This is a genomic window from Nonomuraea sp. ATR24, assembly GCF_041950485.1.
In the GTDB taxonomy this organism is placed as follows: Bacteria; Actinomycetota; Actinomycetes; order Streptosporangiales; family Streptosporangiaceae; genus Nonomuraea; species Nonomuraea ceibae.
This window is the reverse complement of the sequence record NZ_JBGNUU010000025.1, coordinates 1-16,735: the sequence shown is the minus strand read 5'-3', so window position 1 is coordinate 16,735 and position 16,735 is coordinate 1. Positions and strand designations below refer to the sequence as shown.

Below are 16,735 nucleotides of genomic sequence, written 5' to 3'. Positions count from 1 at the left end.
CGGATCAGCAGTCCACCAGCTCCGGCTTCTGGTTGAGGATCTGCGCCCGCGGCGTGACGAACTCGCTCAGCGCCTCGCGCGCCGCCGGGTCGAACACGGCCACGCGGTGGCAGTTCTGGAAGGCCAGCTTCATGCCGAAGTGGCGCTCCAGGGCGCCCCGCATCGCGTCGCTCGCCAGGCAGCGCAGGAGCTGCCCTCGGGCCTCCTCGTCCGGTGGCGGCACCTGGTTGTCGGCGAACTCGGCGCCGGTCCTGTCACGCTGCTCGACCAGCTCGGTGATCACCGACCAGGCGTAGGGCAGGGAGTCGCGGACGCAGGCGACGAACGCCGCGTCGTCGACGTCCCCGGCTCTGGCCTGGTCGAGGAGATCGTTCGGAACGGTCAGCGACATGCTGTCTCCTTTCGAAAGACATCAACTTGACGCTAGGTGAGCCTCCGGAAACGCTCCAGATGGCCGTAGGGCGACAGTCGTGTGGGTCAGGCGGCCGGAGGGCCGTAGACGAAGTCGGGGTCGACCTGACCGGCCAGGTCGAGGCCGGTCCTGGCGTTGGCCCAGGCGCGGGCGTTGCGCAGGTGGAACTCGGCGGCCTGGCGGCCGAACCGCACCCAGTCCTTCTCCTGCTCGTCGACGTGCTTGAGCAGCACGGCGAGCGCGTCGGAGTTGGCCGGCTCCAGGTCGTCGAGGCTGAAGGCGCGGCCCTGCTCCATGGCGCGCACGGCGGAGGAGTGCTCCATCCAGGTGAGCAGGTCGTCGCCCACGTGCTCGCGCAGGAAGTCGACGTCGGAGGGGCCGTGGACCTTGTTGCCGACCACGGCCAGCGGCACGTCGTAGTCGGCCGCGTAGTCGCGATACTGCCGGTAGACGCCGACGCCCTGGCGGGTCGGCTCGGCGACGAGGAACGTCAGGTCGAAGCGGGTGAACAGGCCGGAGGCGAAGGAGTCGGAGCCCGCCGTCATGTCGACCACCACGTACTCGCCGTGGCCGTCGACCAGGTGGTTGAGCAGCAGCTCGACCGCGCCGACCTTGGAGTGGTAGCAGGCCACGCCGAGGTCGTCGTCGTTGAACGGGCCGGTGGCCATCAGGCGGAAGCCCTCCGGCGTCGGGGCCGCGTAGCGGTGCTCGGCCAGGTCCTTGACGGACACCAGCCGGGAGCCGCGGCCCGGCGGGGTCGTCTTGACCATCGCGTCGGCGGAGGGGATGCGCGGGTTGTCGCCGCGCAGGAAGTCCTTGATCTCCGTGAGGTGCGCGCCGAGCGGCTCCGGTGGGCTGTCGAGCCCGAGCACCAGCGACAGGTGCTGGTTGATGTCGGCGTCGACCGCCACCACCGGCGCGCCCCTGCCCGCGACGTATCTGGCGAACAGCGCCGAGATCGTGGTCTTGCCGCTGCCGCCCTTGCCGACGAACGCCACCCTCACGAGAACCTCCTGGCGATGATTATGAAAACCGTTTCCGCTCGTACGGGTGACCATCATGCCACACTCGGTGCATGCGAAACGATGATTTGGCGATGGCCGTGCGGTTGCGTGAAGAAGGCAGGAAGGAGGAGGCCAGGACGGTGCTGCTCGCCCTGGCGGAGCGATATCCGGACGACGCCGAGGTCGCCTGCCACACCGCCTGGGTGCACGACTCGCTCGGGCTGGAGGCCGAGGCGGTGCCCTATTACGAGCGGGCGCTGGCGGGTGACGGGCTGACGCCCGGCGACCGGCTGGGGGCCTTCACCGGCCTGGGCAGCACGTTGCGGGTGCTGGGACGGGTGGCCGAGTCGCGGGCGCTGTTCCGGCGGGCGCTGGAGGAGTTCCCCGGAGACCCGGGGCTGCGGGTGTTCGAGGCGATGGCGCTCTACAACGCGGGGGAGTCGCGGGAGGCGGTCTCCACGCTGCTCAAGCTGCTCGTGGAGGCCGGGCACGTGGGCGGTTACGAGCGGGCCGTCGCCTATTACGCGGACAATCTGGACGAGACGGTCTAGCGCGTCAACCTAAGGATGTAGCCGGGATCAGACCCTGGGCCGATGTGACGGCAGGTGATCGCGTCGTAGCGTTGAGCTGACCAATCGGGGGATCGACTCGGGGGTGACCGCGATGACCCTGACAGCCCGGCCGGCGGCGCGTACGGCGTCCTGGCAGGTGTTGCTGGCCATCATGCTGGTGGTCTTCGTGGTGGTGCCCGTCGCGGCCTTCTACGGGCTGCGCGCCCTGGGAGTGAGCCCGTGGCTCGCTCTCATGGCCGGGGCCGTGGTGCCCGCGGCGGTGCTGGCGCACAAGGTGATCGCCGGCGGACGGATCGACGGGCTCGACCGGTTCACGATCGCCACGCTGGCCCTGACCGGCGTCAGCTCGCTGTTCAGCGGCGATCCGCGGCTGCTGCTGCTCAGGGACGCGCTCACCGGCGCCGTCGCGGGCGGCTGGGCGCTGATCACCGCGATCTCGTCCCGGCCGCTCGCCCTGGAGCTCACGCTCCAGCTCGGCGCGCCGGAGCGGGAGGCCGCCTGGCGGACCTCCCCGGCCTACCGCGGCGCCATCCGCACGATCACTGCGCTGTGGGGCGCGGGGCTGCTGCTCGACGCGGCCGTCTCGGCGGTGGTGACCTTCACGGTCCCGCCGGACCTCGTGCCGCTCGTCCGGCTGTCGGGGCTGGCCTTCGTGGCCGCCGCCGTCACCGCGGGCGTCATTTACGCGCGCCGCTACCACCGGCGTAACGGCCACCGCCTGGTGATCCCCGACAACGGCCGCATCGTGCTCGACTACCCGACCTGAGGGGGCACCCATGACGACCACCCAGCTCACCGCCGAGGTGCGACGGATCGCCGGCCTGCCGTTCGACGAGAGCGAGACCCTGCCGCCCGAGGCCTACACCTCGCCAGAGTTCCACGCCCTGGAGCTGGAGCGGATCTTCCGCAGCGACTGGCTCTGCGTCGCCCGCGCCGACCAGCTCGCCGACCCCGGCGCCTACCTGCGGCTCGACCTGCCCGGGCGGCCCCTGGTGCTCACCCGCGACGAGGACGGCACGCTGCACGCGCTCTCGCGGGTCTGCCGCCACCGGTTCATGGACATCCTGCCGCCCGAGACCACCCCGGAGCAGGGCCGGCTCAAACGCCTGACCTGCCCGTACCACACCTGGACCTACCGGCTCAACGGCGACTTCGCCGGACGGCTCGCCGGGGCGCCGCTCATGCGCGCCCCCGGATTCGACCGCGCCGCCTGCCGCCTGGCCGCCTACCGGCTGGAGGAATGGCACGGCTTCGTCATGCTCAACCTCGACCCCGGCGCGCCGCCGCTCGCCCCGGAGCTGACCGGCCTCGACGCCGTGCTGGGCGGGTTCGACCTGGCGTCCTGGACGCACGCCGCGACCATCCGCTGGGACGACGTGCCCGCCAACTGGAAGGTCGCCCTGGAGAACGGGTCGGAGAACTACCACCACATGGGCACCCACGCCGACACGCTCGAACCCGTGGCGCCCGCCCGCGCCACCCGCGTCGACGAGTGCGACGGCCGCTGGTTCACCATGCACACCCCCGACCCGGCCGACCCCGGCACCGGGCTGACCATCGCCGGGATCTTCCCCAACACCGTCCTGGCCCTGCAATCGGGGCTCGCGGTGTGGGCCACCTGGTGGCCGACCGGGCCGGTGACGCACGACGCGGTCTTCCACGTCCTCGTCCCGCCGGGCGCCGCCGGGCAGCCGGGCTTCCCGGCCTACCTGGACTCGCTGGTCGCCGGGCTGCGGCTGATCCAGGACGAGGACCTGGTGGCCATCCACGGCGTCCAGCGCGGGCTGTCGGCCGCCCCCGACCCGCCCGCGGGCCGCTTCTCCCACCTCGAACGCCCCCTGTGGCAGTTCCAGCGCTACCTGGCTTCCCGCCTCGACGCCGAGGCGCCGGGGTGACGGTCGGGCCGGTCGTCCCCGTGGGGCGGCCGCGCTGGCGCACCGGAAGATGTGGCTCGACGGCTACCGTGGCCGGCTGGGGTTCGTGACGATGCTGCTGCGGCGGGTCTAGCCGCAGGCGCTGTCCAGGGTCAGCGGGCGTTCGGGGCTCGGGGTGGCGTCGGACGACCGGTCGGGCGTGGCCCCGCGCGCGGCGGTCCCGTCGGGGGCGGTGTGGCCGGTGGCGATCGTGGGGCGCTCGGAGAGCACCTGCGAGACCTTGCGCCGGATCAGGTGCCAGTCCGGGTCACCGGTGCTGATCAGGGGCGGGACGAAGCTGAGGCTCCTGATGTGGGTGTCCTTGACCTTCTGCGACAGCTCGACGAGCGCCGGGAGCACGTCCTGCGGCAGGTCGGTGGAGATGGCGCGCTTGGTGGCGGAGGCGAGGCTCTCGAAGCTGTTGAGCACGGTCACCGGGTCCGCCTGCTTGACCACGGCGTTGAGCAGGCACTTCTGGCGGCCCATGCGCACGTAGTCGTCGCTGTCGGTGCGGGAGCGGCCGTACCAGAGGGCTTCCTCGCCGCTCAGCTTGCGGGTGCCGGCGGGCAGCAGCCCTTCGCGGTGCCTGCCGTAGACGATGGGCTCCTCGACGGTGACGCGGACGCCGCCCATCGCGTCGACAATCTCGGCGAAGCCCTTCATGTCGATCATGGCGTAGTAGCTGACCGGGATGCCGAGAATACCGCTGACGGTCTCCTTCAGCAGCGCCGGGCCGCGCTTGCCGTCAGGCTGGCCGGGGACCATCTCGGGGTGGTCCTCGGCGTACTGGAAGACCTCGTTGAGCAGGCCGGGCGTGGCCGCGCCCGCGCCGGTGAAGCCGTAGGGGAACAGGTCGCGCGGCGGGCCGGCCGGCATCGGGACGTTCTGGAGGTTGCGCGGGAGGCCGAACAGGGTGGTGGCGCCGGTCGCGGTGTCGACGCTGGCCACGGTCATGCTGTCGGTGCGGACGCCGGGCCGGTTGGGCGCGGAGTCGGCGCCGATGAGCAGGAAGTTGACGCGCTGGGCGCCGTTCCACGGGTCCTGGGCGACGACGGGCGAGGAGTTGCCGGCGAACAGGGTGTGGACGACGTCGCGCGACAGGTAGGCCAGGCGGGCGGCGTACGCGGTGGGGGCCAGGACGAGCGCGCACAGGGCGATGGTCAGGGCGGCGGTGAGGCCGCGGGCGACCGCGTGCGAGGAGGCGGGCCGGACCAGCAGGTACGACCAGATGATCACGGTGGTCCAGGCGACGGCGAGGACGGCGAGGGCGAGCGCGAGCACGGTGATCCAGCGCGGCTGCACGGCGAGCGACAGCAGCCGGGCGCTGAACGCGGTCAGCACCGTGAGGATGAAGCCCAGCATCAGGACATATATGGACATGAGCAGGATGCCGGTCTTGTGGCGGTGTGTTGCCATGTGTGCCACGCCCCACAGCAGGGCCGAGCCCAACGTGAGCACGATGCTCGCTCCGGGCCCGAAACCGCGTTCCTTACCTGTCATGCCTGGTCAAACCCCCGCTTCTGGCCAATCCCTCCCACGTTAGTGACGCTTTGCCGTTGTATGACCTGCCCTCAGGGAAGGGGCGTGCCAATATCCGGTCAAGAGATTCTTTGAGTTATAACGTGATTGTGCGTGGAAACTACGGGTTCGACGCGGCTTGGGCTCTGGCAGGGCTCGTCGCGGGAGGCGTGCTGCTGGCCGCCCTCGCGGCGCTCGCGTACGCCAACGACGTCCCCGAGGCGGGCGTCGCCTTCGTGTTCGCCGCCTGCTACACGCTGGCCAGCGCGGGCAGCTACTTCTACACCGCGCGGCGCGGCAGGTTCGCCGTGTGGGAGCGCGAGCTGGCGCGGCTCAAGGGGGACGAGGAGCTGCTCGACCTGGGGACGGGCCGCGGTGCCGTGCTCATGACAGCGGCCAGGCTGCTGGAGGGCGGACGGGCCACCGGCGTCGTCTGGCACGCGCGGGGCGAGGCCGCCGTACGCGCGAACGCCGAGGCCGAAGGCGTCGCCGACCGGGTCGAGGTGGTCACCGGCGACCCCGGCGAACTGCCGTGCCCCGACGAGTCGTACGACGTGGTGGTGTCGAGCCGGCCGACGCGCGAGCTGACGATCCAGGAGGCGTACCGGGTGCTGCGGCCCGGCGGGCTGCTGCTCGTCGCCGACGACAAGCACACGCAGGCGTACGAGGCCACGCTGCGCGAGCTCGGCGTGACCGACGTGCGCAGGCGCGACCTGGGCGCGCGCTTCTGGTACGGCGGGCCGTGGGCCGCGACGTGGCTGCTGGAGGCGCGTAAGCCGTAACCGCCGGGTTTGCCGTTCGCCACGCGGGTATCGACGTGACCTTATGAGCGACGTGGAGATCGGCACGATCAGCACGAAAGTGCCCGCCCGGCTGGATCGGCTCCCCTGGTCGCGCTGGCACTGGATGATCGTGATCGGTCTCGGCACCGTCTGGATCCTCGACGGCCTAGAGGTCACGATCGTCGGCAACCTGTCCGCCCAGCTCGCCAAGCCGGGCAGCGGCCTGGACATCACCCAGCAGCAGGTGGCCGGCCTCGCCGCCGCGCTCTACGTGGCCGGGGCCTGCTCGGGGGCGCTGTTCTTCGGCTGGCTGACGGACAGGTTCGGCAGGAAGAAGCTGTTCATCATCACGCTGATCGTCTACCTCGTGGCGACGCTGATGACGGCGTTCTCGTTCAGCGCGTGGTGGTTCTTCCTGTTCAGGTTCCTCACCGGGTTCGGCATCGGCGGGGAGTACGCGGCCATCAACTCGGCCATCGACGAGCTCATCCCCAGCAGGCACCGGGGGCGCATCGACATCCTCATCAACGGCAGCTACTGGCTCGGCGCGGCCGGCGGCGCGCTGCTGACCGTGCCGCTGCTGAACGACCTGCCCGTCAACATCGGCTGGCGGGTGGCGTTCGGGCTCGGCGTGGTGCTGGGCCTGGCGATCCTGCTCGTACGCAGGCACGTGCCGGAGAGCCCGCGCTGGATGTTCATCCACGGGCGTGAACAGGAGGCCGAGGCGATCGTCGACGACATCGAGCGGCAGGTCGGCGGACACCTGCCGGAGCCCGCGCAGTCGATGACGATCCACCAGCGCAAGTCGATCGGGTTCGTCCGGATCGCGCACACGATGGTGGCCCTCTACCCGAAGCGCACCGTGCTGGGGCTTTCGCTCTTCATCGGGCAGGCGTTCCTCTACAACGCGATCACCTTCGGGTACGCGCAGATCCTGTCGACGTTCTACGGCATCGACACCCACACGGGCTACTACTTCGCGGTCATCGCGGTCGGCAACTTCCTCGGGCCGCTGCTGCTCGGGCCGCTGTTCGACACCGTAGGACGGGTGCCGATGATCTCGGCCACCTACGTCGGCTCAGGGCTGCTGCTGCTCGGCACCGCGTGGCTGTTCAACGAGGGAGTGCTCACCGCCGTCACGCTGACGGCGTGCTGGTCCGTGGTGCTGTTCGTGGCCTCGGCCGGAGCCAGCTCCGCCTACCTGACGGTCAGCGAGATCTTCCCGATGGAGACCAGGGCCATGGCCATCGCGTTCTTCTTCGCCATCGGCACCGCCGCCGGAGGCATCGCCGGTCCGCTGATCTTCGCCGAGCTGGTCTCCAGCGGCGTCCCCGGCGACACGGCGCTCGCCTTCGCCATCGGCGCGACGTTGATGATCCTGGCCGGCGTGGTCGAGCTGATCTTCGGCATCAAGGCCGAACGTCGCGGCCTGGAGGACATCGCGGCCCCGCTCTCAGCGGCCTCGACAGGCAAGGACGCATGACGCGCAGCACCTGCGTGCTGTCGGCCAGATAGAGGTGCGGCACGTCCACGAACACCCGCATCGGGCCCAGCGTCAGCCCCAGCTCGTGCGCCATCCCCGCCTGCACCTCGGCGAGCGGCAGGTAGTTCAGGTAGCTGGTGAAGGCGTTCTGCGAGCGGAACGTCGCCGTCATCACCAGCGCGCCCTCCCTGATCCGGAACGCCAGCCCGATCAGGCACGGCACGCAGTCGTACGGCTCGCCCGGCACCGTGAGCGAGATCCACGCGCTCTTGCTGTACGGCTTGACGCGCAGCAGATCGGCGGCCCAGCGCAACTGCCCCTTGATCCGGGCGCCATAGCTGTACTTGAACGGCGCCACCACCGTGTCCTGGCTGAACTTCCTGCCGTACAGCGCCAGCCGCTCGGCGTCACCGTAACGCTCCACGATCGGGTCGTCCCGGCGCACCTCGGCGATCTCGAACAGCACCGACGGCCCCTCCATCACCGGGCCCCGGTCGTCGTCGGCCAGCGCCCCCTCCGTCCACACATGGCGCATCAACCAGATCCACGCCTCCCCACATGACGCCCACTCCGCAGGATCGGGCATTCAGGTCTCCAGATTCGGGAACTCGTACGGGTTACGGGGGAGCCGGCGCCGCCGCGACACGTTGCACCGCACGTAATAGACCGAGTAGTGCACCAGCGCCACCATCAGGACGCCGAACAGCAGCAGGAGCGCGTTCGGCTCCTGCCTGGCCAGGCCGGTCACGCCGACCGTCAGGTAGGCGGAGTTCACCAGCGACAGCACCATGACGTTCACGCCCGGCCAGGCCAGCGGCGCGTACGTCTCGGGGAAGCGCGGGTCGACCGGCAGGTTCGGCGACCAGCCGAGGTCCGCCGCCAGGCGGGTCGCGTACAGGAGCCGGAAGTTGTTGATCGCGCGGGCCGTCCTGGCGTGCGCGTTGACCGCCTCGATCAGCCGCAGGAACGGCAGCACCGCCAGCACCCCGAACGCCACCACCAGCGCGAACAGGTACCAGGGCACGCTCTGCCAGGCGGTCAGGCTCTCCGGGTCGACGACCTTGGCGCTGGTGAGCGCGATCGCCGCCAGGAACGGTCCAGACAGCAGGCTCATCGCGAGCCTGGTCATCTTCAGGCGCTCTTCCTTGGCGGCGAGGTGGACCGCGTAGATCCCGGTGAAATCGGCCGTGGCCAACTGGAGGAACTGGGCCGGGCCGAGCCCGTCGGCCGGGGGTGGTTTCCGCATGAGCGTGCTCCCGCATTCTCCCTTAACCCCAGTATGAGCACACTCTTTGGGAAATGACGGGGATTCTTACCATTGGTACCAACAAATCGTCAGGAAGTCGCCTTCGCAGCGGCGACCAGCCTCGGCAGTGCCCCATCGTGTCGCTCGTCCCCGTCGGCAAAGGGCTCGCCCGTCAGGCGCTTCGCGCCCTCACCCGCTCGGCGTGCTTCCCGGGGCCTTCGGCCCCTCCACGAGGCGAGGGCAAGCCCTCGCGCTCCGCCGCCCGTCACGCGGTCGGGGTGGTTGGGGTGGCTGGGCCGATACCGGAGCGGCAGATCGCCCACAGGGGGTGCGGCAGATCGCCCACAGGGGGTGCGGCAGAACGCCCACCGGTACAGCGGCAGAACGACCACACACCATGCGGCAGATCGCCCACACGCGCACTCTCACCAGCGATAACCCGCCCGAAGCCAAGGAACTGGACCCTCGACGATCCGGCGGCCCCGGACGCGTCCACGCCGCCTTCGTAGAGGCGCGCATGCCGACGCCAAGATGGCCGCGCTCTGGCGGCTCGAAGCGTGACTCCCGGGGCGTCTGGACCGCGAAATTGACTCTCACACCGTGTGATGCCCTATGCCAGGATGTGCCGAATCCTGGGAGGTCATGATGGCAATCGAAGAGCGCGTCGAGGCCGTGCTGAGGGCGGGTGAGGCGCCGAACCTGCACGGGCTGGTCGTCCGGCGGCACGGTGAGGTGCTGGTGGAGCACTACGGGGCGGGGGAGGACTACCGGCTCGGTGACGCGCTCGGGCATGTGACGTTCGATGCCGCGACGCTGCACGACGTCCGGTCCGTGAGCAAGAGCGTGGTCGCCCTGCTGTACGGGATCGCGTTGAAGGACGGACTGGTGCCGGAGCCGGGGGCCGGGCTGGTGGCGCAGTTCCCGGAATATCCGGACCTGGTGGCCGATGAGTCCCGGGCGCATCTCACGATCGAACATGCCCTGACCATGACGCTCGGCCTCGACTGGGACGAGAGCGTCCCGTACACGAGCACCGCCAACAGCGAGCTCGCCATGGAGGAGGCGCCCGACCGTTACCGCTACGTCCTGGAACGTCCCGTCGTCGAGGAGGCCGGGAAGCGGTGGTCGTACTGCGGGGGTGGCACGACGCTGGTCGGCGGGATCATCGCGCGGGGCGCCGGGCGGTCGCTGGCCCAGTACGCGCGTGAGGTGCTGTTCGAGCCGCTCGGGATCGGCGCGTTCGAGTGGACGACCGGCGACGACGGGGTGCCGCTGGCTCCGGCGGGGCTGCGGCTCAGGCCGCGCGACCTGGCGACGATCGGGGAGATGGTGCTGGACGGCGGTCGCGGCATCGTGCCGGCCGAATGGCTCGACGAGATGCTGCGACCCCGCGTGGAGATCGGGGAGAACTTCGCGTACGGCTATCACTGGTACATCGACACCGGCGAACCGCGCAAGATCGGCGCGCACGGCAACGGCGGGCAGCGGCTGTTCCTGGACCCGTCGCAGGGGCTGGTGGTGGCCGTGACGGCGGGCGACTACAACGACTTCGGGCAGCCCAGCACCACGGCCGTCATGAAGGCGATCGAGCAGGACTAGGAACGGGCCCTCCGGCCGACTCGATCGCATGGCCGAGGCCGGGGTCACGGGCGTGCCGGTGCCGGCGACCTTGGCGGCCGACCAGCGGCAACGCGCACTGGGCGGGTGTCCCGGCGATCCGGCAGCGTCCCCGCTAGTGAGCCTGCCAGGCGGCCAGCAGATCGTCCGGGCCCCACTGCTCGACCGGGAGGCCGGGCTCGAAGCCGGACCTGGAAACGGCCACCCAGGCGGTCCGGCCGGTGACCCCCGGCACGGACGCGGCGCCCCGCGTCAGCTCGTCGTAGTCGTGCCGGTCGAACCGCCGTTGTTCGAGCCACTTGATGGAACCGACGAAGTGGATGTTCTTCGCCACAGGCGCCCGGTCCGCGCCGACCAGGTCGATCTCCGGGTTGTTCTGGCGGTTCCACCAGCCGCCGACTTCTTCGGTGTCCGGCCACCGGTCGTTCGGCAGGGCCCTGGCCAGGGACTCGCGGATGATCGGCTCCACCGCGCGCCCCCGCCAGGCCGTCCAGGATCGCTCGATGCGGCGCAGTGCCACGTCGGGGCGTCCCCGCTCGCTGTCGACGACCGCCTTCTGCAGGAAGGACAGCCAGAACCGCAGGTAGTGGTCGGCCACCCGGTAACGCTTGTTCTTGTCCTCGGGTTTGGTGGAGAGCGGGACTTCCGCCGCCACCACCCGCTTCTCGACCAGGGTCTTGAGGATCGGAGCGAGCGTTCCGGAGGGAAGCGCGGCGTTGTTGCCGACCTTCTCGGCGATCTTGCCGAACGTGCGCTCGCCGGCGCCGATGACCTCCAGCACCGCGCGGACGTGCGTGCCGGCGGGAAACTCACCGAGGAGGGACAGCTCCCCTGCGGCGAGAAGAGGCGACAGCGGCGAATCGAGGCTTCGGCGGAGGAAGTCGAGGCGGGACAGCCCCGGCTCCCAGGACTGGACGATCTCGGGGAACCCGCCGGTGATGAGGAGCGCGTCCACGGCGTCGGCCGCGGGCAACCCGGTCATCTCGGCGACGTCGGCAAGAGACAGCGGCCGGATCGTCATGCCGGCCGCCCGCCCGAAGAACGGGCGCCCGTACTCCTGGAGGGCTTCCATCATGGTGAGATCGCTGCCTACGAGGATCAGCAGGATCGGCTTGTCGGACAGGAAGCGGTCCCAGACCGTCTGGAGAGCGCCTTCGAACTCGTGATCCTGCTCGATCAGCCAGGGGACCTCGTCCAGGACCACGATGCAGGGTGAGTCCGCGGCCGCAGTGGCCAGCGCCCTGAGCGCGCCGTTCCAGTCCGCCGGCTCGACCCCCTGGACGAGCGCGGCTCCGGGAAGACCGGCACAAACGGCGGCCTCGACGAAATCGCGCCGCTCCGCCGCCGGGGCGCGGCCGCGGGTGGCCTGGAAGATGACGTACGGGAGCTTCGACCGGTCGCAGAACTCCTGCACGAGGCGTGACTTGCCGACCCTGCGCCGACCGCTCATGATCAGCGCGCGCCCTCGGGTCGGATGCCTGCCCTCGGCTACGCCGCGGAGCTGGTCGTCGAGGATGCGGAGATCGTGGGCACGCCCGGTGAACGTGGTCGCCATGTCCGCCTCCGAAAGTCGATTTCATCTTAGTAAGAAGCAATCTTACTTAGATGGATCCGACTTAACCTCGCCGATCGCCGTGTGGAAGGCCGCGAGGGCGGCTCGGATGGCCGGGTGGTCGCCGTGTCCGCGTCTGAAGGCGGCCAGGGTGCGGCGGCTGAGGGGGAGCGGGGTGAGGGTGACGCCGGGCGGTGGCGACAGGGCGGCCAGGCGCGGGACCAGCGCGACGCCCGCGCCTGCGGCGGCGAAGGCGAGGACGGTGTCGAAGTCGTCGATGCAGTGCCGGACGAGGGGTTCGAAGCCGGCGGCCTGGCAGGCCCGGATGGTCATGGTGTGGCAGAGGGTGCCGGGTTTGCCGACGATCCACGGGTCGCCGGAGGCGTCGGCGATCGCGGTGCGGTTCGTCAGGTACATCGGCTCGCTGAACAGGGGCTCGGTCTCCAGCGACGTGTCGGTGACGGGCGGGACGAAGTCGTACTCGTGGACCAGCGCCACGTCCAGCTCGCCGGCGCGCAGGGCGGCGGAGACGTCGGCGGGGTCGATCTCGGAGATCATCGGGATGACGGCGGGGTGCGCGCCGGTGAGTGCGGCGAGCGCGGGCGGGAGCAGGACGCGGGCGGCGGTGGGGAAGGCGCCGATGCGCAACGGACCGGCGGGTCCGCCGCGGACGGCGGCGAGCGCGGCGGAGGCGCGTTCGAGCTGTTCGAGCACGGCCTGGGCGTGCTCGACGAGGAGGTGTCCGGCGGGGGTCAGCGTGACGGTGCGGCCGGTACGGCGCAGCAGCGGCACGCCCGCCTCCCGTTCCAGGGCGCTGAGCTGCTGGGAGACGGCTGACGGGGTGAACGCGACGGCCTCGGCGACGGCGGCGATGGTGCCGCGCCGGGACAGTTCGCGTAGAAGGTGCAGCTTGCGAGGGTCGAGCATAAGTCGAGCTTACGGTGGACGTCACAAATCATCGCTGGACCTACCGAATGCCCAGGGGCCAAGCTCGAAGCATGCTGAGTGGAATCCATGTGCCGCTGATCACGCCGTTCGACGAGACGGGGGCGGTGGCGTACGACGCGGTCGAGAAGCTGGCCGGGCACGTGCTCGACCAGGGGGCGGCCGGGCTGGTGGCGCTGGGGACGACCGCCGAGGTGGCGGCGCTCGACGCCGACGAGCGGGCCGGGGTGATCGAGGTGTGCGCGCGGATCTGCGGCGAGCGCGGGGCGCCCCTGACCGTGGGCGTCACGGGCAACGACACGCGATCCGTCGCGCGGGCGCTGAGCGAGCTGCCCGACGGGGTCGCCGCGGCGCTGGTCACGGTGCCGTACTTCCTGCGGCCGTCGGAGCGCGGGGTGATCGCGCACTTCGAGGCGCTGGCCGAGGGGACGCCGGTGCCGCTGGTGATCTACCACATTCCCTACCGGACCGGGCAGGCGGTGGGCGCGGCCACGCTGCGGCACCTGGGCGCGCACCCGATGGTCGCCGGCGTGAAGTACGCGGCCGGGGGGATCGACCAGGACGCCGTCGACCTGCTCGGGGACCTGCCCGACGGGTTCGCGGTGCTGGGCGGTGACGACGCGTTCATCTCGCCGCTGCTGGCGCTGGGCGCGGCGGGCGGCATCCTGGCCTCCGCACACCTGGTGACCGACCGGTTCGCCGAGCTGGTCGCCGCCTGGCACGCCGGGGACGTGGCCCGGGCCAGGGCGCTCGGGCACCGGCTGGCCACGATCTCGGCCGCGCTGTTCGCCGAGCCGAACCCCACGGTCATCAAGGGCGTCCTGCACGCCCGGGGCCTCATCCCGACCCCGGACGTGCGGCTGCCGCTGCTGCCCGCGAGCGCCGCGGCCGTCTCACAGGCTGACCTGGTGGCGGTACATCCAGGCCAGTGACTCCTGGCTGGCGCTCTTCTTCAGGAAGAACGGCATCAGCGCGTCGCGGAACACCCGCGCCACCGGCCCGGCCGCCTTGCTGTTGCTGATCGTCTTCGCGTACGCCACCACGCGCTCGACCCGGCCGCGCCGCTCGGCCTCGAACCGGCGGAACGCGGCCTCGTGGCCGGCCTCGTCACGCAGGCAGCGGGCCAGCACGACGGCGTCCTCGACGGCCAGCGAGGCGCCCTGGCCGGAGCTGGGCGAGGTGGCGTGCGCGGCGTCGCCGGTCAGCACGACCCTGCCCCGGTGCCAGACCGGCACGGGCGGCAGGTCATGGATGGGCAGCATCGGCCCGATCTCGGCCCGCCGGACCAGCTCGGCCGAGAAGTTCGCGTCGTTCTTGAACGCCTCGACCAGAACCGGCCGCCAGTCGTCCGGCACGTCGCCGAGCGCGCGTGGCAGGTTCGCGAACCACCAGGTCTCACCCGATTCGGCCACCGAGTAGCCGAAGAACGCCCGCTTCCCGAACACCATGTGGTAGACGCCCGGTTCGCCGGTGAAGTCCTGGTCGTGGATGATCCCGCCGCCACTGTAGAGCCCGGCGTAGCGCGGGGCGGGCGCCTGCGGGTCGAGCAGGTGCCGGGTGCGCGACCGTACGCCGTCGGCGGCGATCAGCAGATCGCCCTTCGCCCGCGTCCCGTCCTCGAACGTGGCCGTCACCTGGTCGCCGGTGTCGTCGAAGGACACCATGCGCTTGCCGTACGAGACCCGCACGCCACGGCGGGCGGCCCCGTCGCGCATGATCCGGTAGAGGTCGGAGCGCAGGATCGTGTGGCTGACCGTGCCGTCGTCCAGGGCGAGCCCGTTGGCCACCGTGCCCAGGCGCTTGCCGGTGCCGCTCCACATGACCATGGCCGGCGTGGGGATGCCGGCCGCCATGACCTCGCGGTGCAGGCCCAGCGAGCGCAGCGCGTCGAGGCCGTTGGACGCCAGGTTGAGGAACGAGCCGACGCCCTGCGCGGTGTCGCCGTACGCCTCGTAGATCTCCGCCTCGATGCCCACCTCGTGCAGTGCCATCGCCAGCGCGGGGCCGCCGATGCCGCAGCCTATGACCAGAGCCTTCATCGTGATAACCTTTCGTTCGGCTGAACGAAATATATGACGATGGAGGCGCCGATGTCCAGAGATATTTCGGAACACCGAAAGAAATTGCTCGACGCCCTGTCCGACGCCGGACGGGCCAACAGCAACGCCGCCGTGATGTACCACACCGCCATGGGCGAGCGGATGGGCCTGGGGATGAGCGAGGAGAAGACGCTCGACCTGCTGCAACGCCTCGGGCCGCTGACCGCGGGGGAGATCGCGCAGCACACCGGGCTGGCCCCCGCCTCGGTCAGCGGGCTCATCGACCGGCTGGAGGCCAAGTGGCTCGTCCGGCGGGTCCGCCACCCCAAGGACCGCCGGCGTGTCATCGTCGAGGTCAACTACGAGCGGATCGCCGGGTTCGGGGAGCTGTTCGAGCCGCTGGTGACCGGGCTGACCGAGCTCTACGCGGGCTACTCCGACGAGGAGCTGGAGGTGATCGTCGACTTCCTCCAGCGCGCCACCGCCATCCAGGTCGCGGCCACGGCGAAGCTGACGGAGGGAAAAGGGTCTTGACTTATCCCGATTTATCGCCTTAGATCATCGCCCTATGGGTTACTGCTTCCTGTGATGTTCGCGCCGGGCGCCCCCGCGTAGAGCCGTACCGCTCCGCCACGCGCCCGCTCTGCCGTCATGTTCGCGCGAAAACAGGAGGTGGTGCTTCCTTGCGTACCCAACTTTCCCTCTCCCAGGTCACCAAGCGTTACGACGACCGCGTCGTGCTCGACCGCGTGTCGTTCACCGTCAAGCCCGGCGAGAAGACCGGCGTCATCGGCGAGAACGGCTCCGGCAAGTCCACGCTGCTCAAACTCCTCGCCGGAGCCGAGCGGCCCGACAACGGCGAACTCACCGTCGCCGCGCCCGGCGGCGTCGGCTACCTGCCCCAGGCGCTCGAACTGCCGCCCGGCGCCACCGTCGGCGACGCCGTCGACCACGCCCTCGCCGACCTGCGCGACCTCGAAGCCCGCATGCGCGCCGCCGAGCAGACGCTCACCGAGGACACCCTGGACGCGTACGCCGCCCTCGTCGAACGCTTCGAAGCGCGCGGCGGCTACGAGGCCGACGCCCGGGTCGACGCCGCCCTGCACGGCCTCGGCCTGCCCGGGCTCCCCCGCGACCGGCCCGTCGCCACCCTGTCCGGCGGCGAACGCTCCCGGCTCGCCCTCGCCGCCACGCTCGCCTCCGCGCCCGAACTGCTGCTGCTCGACGAACCCACCAACGACCTCGACGACCAGGCCGTCGCCTGGCTCGAACAGCACCTGCGCGCGCACCGGGGCACCGTCGTGGCCATCACCCACGACCGGGTCTTCCTCGACCGGGTCACCACCAGCATCCTGGAGGTCGACCACGGCGCCGTCCGCCGCTACGGCAACGGCTACGGCGGCTACCTCGCCGCCAAGGCCACCGAACGGGCCGCCCAGGCGCTGGCGCACGAGGAGTGGAAGGCCGAGCTCGCCCGGCACGCCGGCCTCGTCACCGCCAACGCCGGCCGGCTCGCCGCCATCCCGCGCAAGGTCGCCAAGGCCGGCATGGGCACCGGCGCCTGGCGCGCCCGCTCCCGCACCCACGGCGCCGCCGGGCGCATCCGCCAGTCCCACCAACGCGCCGCCTGGCTCCGCGCCCACCCCGTCCCC

The 16,735-nt window shown here is 71.0% G+C and carries 17 protein-coding genes; 9 read left to right on the top strand and 8 right to left on the bottom strand.

Going from position 1 to position 16,735, the window contains the following annotated elements:
- Positions 1–4: 4 nt before the first annotated feature.
- Positions 5–391: an SCO5389 family protein gene (locus ACBI99_RS39000; RefSeq protein WP_219508212.1), complete on the bottom strand. Its 387-nt coding sequence runs from the start codon at positions 389–391 to the stop codon at positions 5–7.
- Positions 392–477: 86 nt separating this feature from the next.
- Positions 478–1,416: an ATP-binding protein gene (locus ACBI99_RS38995; RefSeq protein ID WP_219508213.1), complete on the bottom strand. Its 939-nt coding sequence runs from the start codon at positions 1,414–1,416 to the stop codon at positions 478–480.
- Positions 1,417–1,487: 71 nt separating this feature from the next.
- On the opposite strand from ACBI99_RS38995, the gene ACBI99_RS38990 reads away from it, so the two are divergent.
- The 3 genes from ACBI99_RS38990 to ACBI99_RS38980 all read left to right on the top strand — a co-directional run bounded on the left by ACBI99_RS38990 (position 1,488) and on the right by ACBI99_RS38980 (position 3,883).
- The gene (locus ACBI99_RS38990; RefSeq protein ID WP_357591149.1) at positions 1,488–1,967 is read left to right on the top strand and encodes a tetratricopeptide repeat protein; all 480 of its coding nucleotides are present in this window, start codon (positions 1,488–1,490) and stop codon (positions 1,965–1,967) included.
- Between the two features lie 112 nt (positions 1,968–2,079).
- Positions 2,080–2,754: a VC0807 family protein gene (locus tag ACBI99_RS38985; protein ID WP_357591151.1), complete on the top strand. Its 675-nt coding sequence runs from the start codon at positions 2,080–2,082 to the stop codon at positions 2,752–2,754.
- A 10-nt stretch (positions 2,755–2,764) separates the two neighbouring features.
- A complete protein-coding gene (locus ACBI99_RS38980; protein ID WP_375074771.1) occupies positions 2,765–3,883 on the top strand; it encodes an aromatic ring-hydroxylating dioxygenase subunit alpha in 1,119 nt (372 codons plus the stop codon).
- Positions 3,884–3,991: 108 nt separating this feature from the next.
- Here the strand turns inward: ACBI99_RS38980 and ACBI99_RS38975 are convergent, their stop codons facing one another.
- Positions 3,992–5,317, bottom strand: a complete 1,326-nt coding sequence (locus tag ACBI99_RS38975; protein WP_246645513.1) for an LCP family protein — start codon at positions 5,315–5,317, stop codon at positions 3,992–3,994.
- A 206-nt stretch (positions 5,318–5,523) separates the two neighbouring features.
- Here ACBI99_RS38975 and ACBI99_RS38970 point away from each other — a divergent pair, with 206 nt between their 5' ends.
- Together ACBI99_RS38970 and ACBI99_RS38965 are read left to right on the top strand one after the other, a co-directional pair.
- Positions 5,524–6,201, top strand: a complete 678-nt coding sequence (locus ACBI99_RS38970; protein WP_375074770.1) for a class I SAM-dependent methyltransferase — start codon at positions 5,524–5,526, stop codon at positions 6,199–6,201.
- A 43-nt stretch (positions 6,202–6,244) separates the two neighbouring features.
- Positions 6,245–7,684, top strand: coding sequence for an MFS transporter (locus ACBI99_RS38965; RefSeq protein WP_219508219.1), 1,440 nt, complete (start codon positions 6,245–6,247; stop codon positions 7,682–7,684).
- Here the strand turns inward: ACBI99_RS38965 and ACBI99_RS38960 are convergent.
- Both ACBI99_RS38960 and ACBI99_RS38955 read right to left on the bottom strand, forming a co-directional pair.
- The gene (locus ACBI99_RS38960) at positions 7,611–8,219 is read right to left on the bottom strand and encodes a hypothetical protein (RefSeq protein ID WP_219508220.1); all 609 of its coding nucleotides are present in this window, start codon (positions 8,217–8,219) and stop codon (positions 7,611–7,613) included. The genes ACBI99_RS38965 and ACBI99_RS38960 overlap by 74 nt on opposite strands.
- Positions 8,220–8,270: 51 nt before the next feature.
- Positions 8,271–8,930, bottom strand: a complete 660-nt coding sequence (locus tag ACBI99_RS38955; protein WP_219508221.1) for a hypothetical protein — start codon at positions 8,928–8,930, stop codon at positions 8,271–8,273.
- A gap of 642 nt (positions 8,931–9,572) precedes the next feature.
- Here ACBI99_RS38955 and ACBI99_RS38950 point away from each other — a divergent pair.
- Entirely contained in the window at positions 9,573–10,529 is a 957-nt protein-coding gene (locus tag ACBI99_RS38950; RefSeq protein ID WP_375074769.1) for a serine hydrolase domain-containing protein, read from the top strand.
- A gap of 133 nt (positions 10,530–10,662) precedes the next feature.
- On the opposite strand, the gene ACBI99_RS38945 is transcribed toward ACBI99_RS38950, so the two are convergent.
- Together ACBI99_RS38945 and ACBI99_RS38940 are read right to left on the bottom strand one after the other, a co-directional pair.
- Positions 10,663–12,102 (bottom strand): DUF234 domain-containing protein, encoded by a 1,440-nt coding sequence (locus tag ACBI99_RS38945; protein WP_246645517.1) that lies wholly within the window; start codon positions 12,100–12,102, stop codon positions 10,663–10,665.
- A 42-nt stretch (positions 12,103–12,144) separates the two neighbouring features.
- Complete coding sequence (locus ACBI99_RS38940) at positions 12,145–13,026, bottom strand: LysR family transcriptional regulator (protein WP_357591162.1); 882 nt, start codon at positions 13,024–13,026, stop codon at positions 12,145–12,147.
- 71 nt (positions 13,027–13,097) lie between these two features.
- Between ACBI99_RS38940 and ACBI99_RS38935 the strand changes: the two genes are divergently transcribed.
- Positions 13,098–13,976, top strand: a complete 879-nt coding sequence (locus ACBI99_RS38935) for a 4-hydroxy-tetrahydrodipicolinate synthase (RefSeq protein ID WP_357591163.1) — start codon at positions 13,098–13,100, stop codon at positions 13,974–13,976.
- On the opposite strand, the gene ACBI99_RS38930 is transcribed toward ACBI99_RS38935, so the two are convergent.
- Positions 13,938–15,083 carry an FAD-dependent oxidoreductase gene (locus ACBI99_RS38930; protein ID WP_375074768.1) on the bottom strand — a complete coding sequence of 382 codons (1,146 nt, stop codon included), beginning with the start codon at positions 15,081–15,083 and terminating at the stop codon, positions 13,938–13,940. The two genes, ACBI99_RS38935 and ACBI99_RS38930, sit on opposite strands and share 39 nt — an antisense overlap.
- 84 nt (positions 15,084–15,167) lie before the next feature.
- On the opposite strand from ACBI99_RS38930, the gene ACBI99_RS38925 reads away from it, so the two are divergent.
- Positions 15,168–15,617, top strand: a complete 450-nt coding sequence (locus ACBI99_RS38925; protein WP_246645519.1) for a MarR family winged helix-turn-helix transcriptional regulator — start codon at positions 15,168–15,170, stop codon at positions 15,615–15,617.
- Between the two features lie 149 nt (positions 15,618–15,766).
- Positions 15,767–16,735: ATP-binding cassette domain-containing protein (locus ACBI99_RS38920; RefSeq protein WP_375074767.1), on the top strand; the 969-nt coding region annotated here is incomplete at its 3' end.

Bases quoted from the DNA above. Each gene is read 5' to 3' on its own strand.
- ACBI99_RS38990 (WP_357591149.1), top strand. From the start codon at position 1,488: ATGCGAAACGATGATTTGGCGATGGCCGTGCGGTTGCGTGAAGAAGGC.
- ACBI99_RS38930 (WP_375074768.1), bottom strand. From the start codon at position 15,083: ATGAAGGCTCTGGTCATAGGCTGCGGCATCGGCGGCCCCGCGCTGGCG.
- ACBI99_RS38980 (WP_375074771.1), top strand. From the start codon at position 2,765: ATGACGACCACCCAGCTCACCGCCGAGGTGCGACGGATCGCCGGCCTG.
- ACBI99_RS38975 (WP_246645513.1), bottom strand. From the start codon at position 5,317: ATGGCAACACACCGCCACAAGACCGGCATCCTGCTCATGTCCATATAT.
- ACBI99_RS38935 (WP_357591163.1), top strand. From the start codon at position 13,098: ATGCTGAGTGGAATCCATGTGCCGCTGATCACGCCGTTCGACGAGACG.
- ACBI99_RS38985 (WP_357591151.1), top strand. From the start codon at position 2,080: ATGACCCTGACAGCCCGGCCGGCGGCGCGTACGGCGTCCTGGCAGGTG.
- ACBI99_RS38945 (WP_246645517.1), bottom strand. From the start codon at position 12,102: ATGGCGACCACGTTCACCGGGCGTGCCCACGATCTCCGCATCCTCGAC.
- ACBI99_RS38965 (WP_219508219.1), top strand. From the start codon at position 6,245: ATGAGCGACGTGGAGATCGGCACGATCAGCACGAAAGTGCCCGCCCGG.
- ACBI99_RS38955 (WP_219508221.1), bottom strand. From the start codon at position 8,930: ATGCGGAAACCACCCCCGGCCGACGGGCTCGGCCCGGCCCAGTTCCTC.
- ACBI99_RS38950 (WP_375074769.1), top strand. From the start codon at position 9,573: ATGATGGCAATCGAAGAGCGCGTCGAGGCCGTGCTGAGGGCGGGTGAG.
- ACBI99_RS38940 (WP_357591162.1), bottom strand. From the start codon at position 13,026: ATGCTCGACCCTCGCAAGCTGCACCTTCTACGCGAACTGTCCCGGCGC.
- ACBI99_RS39000 (WP_219508212.1), bottom strand. From the start codon at position 391: ATGTCGCTGACCGTTCCGAACGATCTCCTCGACCAGGCCAGAGCCGGG.
- ACBI99_RS38960 (WP_219508220.1), bottom strand. From the start codon at position 8,219: ATGCGCCATGTGTGGACGGAGGGGGCGCTGGCCGACGACGACCGGGGC.